We start from the raw sequence: 4,208 nt of genomic DNA, 5'->3' as shown, positions 1-4,208 counted from the left end.
TACCAACAGGATTCGAAGAGCGCTTCACCGTCAGAGATCAGAAGACCGGTGAAATAGTTCCTTATGCCCGCTACCGGATAACGACAGAAAAGGGTGAGGTATTTGAAGGAAGAGCTGATGCCAAAGGAAAAACAGTCAGCGTTTATACCGGAACACCTGAATCAATAAAAGTCGAGCTGCTGTAACTCATGGACAGGAGAACGCTGTAATGTCTCAAATATTGGGAACGTCGTCGGCTCGCACATCAGCGGTGCCAAAAGAGCCGATCGTTGAACGTTTGCCGGCAAAAGTATTCTTTGCCTCTGCGTCATTGTCCACTTCTGTGGCGGGTGCTGTTGCCATGGGGGCGGCGGATACCGCGTTGGGTAGTGCCATCGCCGCGCGTGCCAGCACGGCGGCGGCGACCATGGGTGAAGGATTAACACTTAATCCCTTCACTGTCTTGATCATGGGATTATTTTATACGCCCAGCCTGGGAAACTCCGATCTGCCTCCCGACCAGCTGTATCAAAACCTGATCAATGGCCAGATCATGGTCGGGGCATTCACCCGGGGAACGGAGACGGTAGCACAACATGACTACGTGCCCGAAGAAGAACTCAGACAGATTGCCGGGCAAAAGGGGTCAGTGCGGACTCGGGTTCGTTTACGTGTTGAGCTGGATGCTCAGACGGGTGAAAAGATCACCAGAAGCTATCAGGTGGGTGAGGGGAGCGGGCTGGATCGTGTCCGGGTCCGGTTTGCAAAACGGATTGATGATAAAACCTGGAGCTTTGAAGACCCCTCCTTTAAAGGTAAATTAATCTGGTCAACGGAGACCGGGCAGGGCAGATTTGTAAAGGACGGGAACACCCTGCCCGTTAGGATGAATCCGTCAGCCACGAACGAAACAACGGTTCACGAAGGCATATCGGGTGGCTATACCTCGCCGCCAACGCCGATACCGGAGCCTGCAGGTGTCTGGGGCTTACCCAATCCTGCTCCCGAACCCCTGCCACCGATAGCGGGAACGCCCATACCCGATCAACAGCGCCCTTACATAGAAACGCTGCCGATTGAGGATCGGAATTTTGATGACTTTATCATCGTTGACCCTATCGGCAATGTTCCGGCCATTTATGTTTTTTTTCAAAAAGCCCCTGTAGAGAACCTTGAGGTTGACTATTATGACAATTTCAAAGGGCGATCAAGGCAAGGGGAGTATGAGGTGGATCATATTCCGTCAAAGGCAGCCGTCAGGCTGTATTTAAAGAGTAAATACCCTGATTTGAGGCGTGAACATTTAGATAAGATGGTTGATAGAGTTGCCTCTGTTGCAATTCCGAAAGATGTTCATAATAAATGCAGTGAAACCTATGGCGGACGGAATAATCGTCAGTTGGAAACTGAGGGCGGAGATAGCATCAGACAAAAAGAGTTTGATGCCCATGACCTGGAAGCTGCAGTTAATGCTAACTGGGATGCGAATGCTGAATGCCTGAAGAATGAGTATGGTGTAAGTGATCAAAGGCTCGAAGAAGTTAGAGCTAAATTACATGAATTAAATCGACAGTTGGAGTTATACTGAAATGAAAGTTGATATTGAAGAACTAGTGAAACACCTAGGTTGCAATTATCAGGGGATTTATAATGATGGAGTAATCCCATATAAAAAAGAACCCTATGGCGCTATAGATGATGATGAATGTGTACTGGATATGAAACGCGATGGGGTATTTTTGGTTTTTACGAATGATCTGGATAAAAAACTTAAAGAAATAACTATTAAGTTAGAAGATGAAGGGAAAACCGACTGGCTGTTTCCTCATGAAATGCCGTTTGGTTTAGAGCCAGTAATGACTCAGAAGTTTGTTCGTGAACATTTTGGGTTGCCAATGATTTACGTCGATGCTAAAACAGTTATGACTATTTATGTTGGAATAACAGAGTTTTATACTTTGCTCCCCCCTCAGCAAAATGTCGCCGTGGCATTTACCTATAATAAAAATCTTTTTGTAGAAGGTGCAACCTTCTATCCAATAGCGCGAGCAAAAGAGATTAAATCAGCGTTAGAGAAAAAACAGCTGGCTGGGAAATGAAAGTAGATGTTGTAAATTTAATTTCTTCACGCTGCAGCCACATACGCAAACAGAATTGGTGAATTTTTCTGACAAGCATAGCGCGTATGAGTTCGGTAAAACGCTCGAAATGGACGGAGCCATCTCCGGGTAGGAGCAGGCGCTAACGCTGGCGAGAAGCCTGGAAAAAGCGACGCAGAATGCAAAAGCAACGTCGGGGGATATTGACAGCCAAAAAGTCTTAAACGAGTCGCTGGAAAAATCAAATGTGGCCGGGATTGTTGCATCAGCTCCGATGGCTATCGGTATCGATATCGCCAGCCCGGCAGAAGATGCTGGCGTATGGAAGCCGACAGCGAAATGAATATCGCCCACGAATGGGCGAGCGTGACGAAGGCGATGCGTCAGCGTTTATGGAAGTTGCATACAAATGGGCAGGGGGATCAGGATGACCCTGGGGAGGCGTTTGATGCCTGGGAGGATGTTCTCAGCAGGAATAATAAACGGCAGAATACGGGAAAGGATAAGCCAATTGCCTCACTAATTGCATTTCTTTATGACCAGCCAACTCTGAAGGACCAAGACTGATGCGCAACCTGATTATTTTTATTTTTTTTCTACTGGTTGCCTGTGATCAGAAAAGTCCTCCTCTTTTAGAAAATAAGGGTATCTCTATGGATCTGCTTGCCAATATCAAAATAAAACTAGATTTTACTTGTAAATATGAAATTATTCCTGAGTCTTTTTCAGAGGTGGATGTGCTGTTTAAATATGCTCGCTGGTTGCAAAAAAATAACATCTTGAAACAAGATAAAACCATTGAGTCGGAAATTGAGCGTTTGTATCGTATTGCCGCTGAGAACAATCATTATAAAGCAAATATTAACTTGCAAAATGGCTCAATGCGTGGGCAATACTCCCTCACCGCAAATGAACGTCTGCGTTTTAGCCAGCAGCTAATTGATGCAAAAATTGCAACTGGCTATTACTTAACCGCCATCTACCTTCAGCATGGAGTTGCCGGCGTAAAAGAAGACCAGGAGCTGGCATTGCGTTATTACCGTAAAGCCGCTGATGAAGGCAATTCTTTAGCTCAAAATTATATTGCCGATAAACTCTCACCGGTAAACATGGCTCCCGAGGTTGCTGTGCAGATGTTTCGTTGTGCTGCCGAGCAGGGGAGTGCTGAAGCAGCTAACGCTTTGGGAAACACACTTGCTGTTAAAAAACAATACCAAAGAGCGGCAGAAGCATTCCAGATGGGGGTAGCTGCTGGAGACTCAAGTTCAGCAAGATTTTTAGCAAATGGATTTAATGGTCCTGCTCCCACAGATCAACTCTACTATCTGGGACAACAGAAAGACGCCGAGCGAGCCAGTCGTTATAAAATAATTGCTAAAGTATTGAGTAATTATTCTTACGCGCATCCTACCGTCCCCGAAATCAACGATATCGTCCCGCTACCCCCTGCGCCGCTGCCAGCCTGGGACGGTAAACTTAAATGGCTGGAAGCCCGCGAAGCGAATGTGCAGCCGGCCAAACCCAGCGAAGCGCTGATTGAAAAACTGGCAAAAGACAAACGGCTCAACCCGGAGACCGGCAGGCCGCTGCCAGCGTCACCGGACTTTGATAAAAGTGCCAGGGTTCTGCTGTGTAAAACCGGAGAGCCCTGCCCGAAAAGTGGCTACTGGCAGATTGCCTGGCTGCCGCGAGAAGGCATTAGTCAGAATGCGATTCTGACGCTCAAACAGGGCGATATTATGCCCGCCGACGTCGTGGATTTTTATCGCCCGCGTCCCTGGCCGTTCCGCGACAAACACTATCAGCAGGAACAGCACGTCGACTGGCGCTATCTGGGCGACGTGTAGATTTACCTGACAGCTGGCATGCGGCAGGAAAATCCAGTGGCATAAGGCAGGGAATGCGAATGATAGAGAGAAATAACGGAAGCCCACGGATGCGGCGGCTACATCAAACTGAGCGGCGGGAATATTAAATTGCCGATCCGCAGAACATCCTGTTCAAGTCAGCGAACTGGCAGAAGATGGGCAAAGCGGATCTGCGAATACCTCCGCTAAAGCTACCAACAGGATTCGAAGAGCGCTTCACCGTCAGAGATCAGAAGACCGGTGAAATAGTTCCTTATGCCCG

Annotated in this window: 4 protein-coding genes and 2 pseudogenes; all 6 read left to right on the top strand. The window is 47.6% G+C overall.

Annotated elements, in window-relative coordinates; translation table 11 throughout:
- A pseudogene (locus NV64_RS22560) lies at positions 1-185 on the top strand (type VI secretion system tip protein VgrG); the annotation flags it as partial.
- 23 nt (positions 186-208) lie between these two features.
- Complete coding sequence (locus NV64_RS22555) at positions 209-1,567, top strand: S-type pyocin domain-containing protein (RefSeq protein WP_056238378.1); 1,359 nt, start codon at positions 209-211, stop codon at positions 1,565-1,567.
- Between the two features lies 1 nt (position 1,568).
- On the top strand, positions 1,569-2,078 hold the full coding sequence (locus tag NV64_RS22550) for a DUF6392 family protein (protein ID WP_056238375.1): 510 nt from the start codon (positions 1,569-1,571) through the stop codon (positions 2,076-2,078).
- 321 nt (positions 2,079-2,399) lie between these two features.
- Positions 2,400-2,645 carry a hypothetical protein gene (locus NV64_RS22545; protein WP_056238372.1) on the top strand — a complete coding sequence of 82 codons (246 nt, stop codon included), beginning with the start codon at positions 2,400-2,402 and terminating at the stop codon, positions 2,643-2,645.
- Positions 2,645-3,925: a sel1 repeat family protein gene (locus NV64_RS22540; RefSeq protein ID WP_101506837.1), complete on the top strand. Its 1,281-nt coding sequence runs from the start codon at positions 2,645-2,647 to the stop codon at positions 3,923-3,925. The genes NV64_RS22545 and NV64_RS22540 overlap by 1 nt, the downstream gene beginning before the upstream one ends.
- 93 nt (positions 3,926-4,018) lie before the next feature.
- Positions 4,019-4,208, top strand: a pseudogene (locus NV64_RS23740) (type VI secretion system tip protein VgrG); the annotation flags it as partial.

The organism is Erwinia sp. B116, from assembly GCF_002865965.1.
GTDB lineage: Bacteria > Pseudomonadota > Gammaproteobacteria > Enterobacterales > Enterobacteriaceae > Erwinia.
This window is presented reverse-complemented; position numbering and strand designations above follow the sequence as displayed.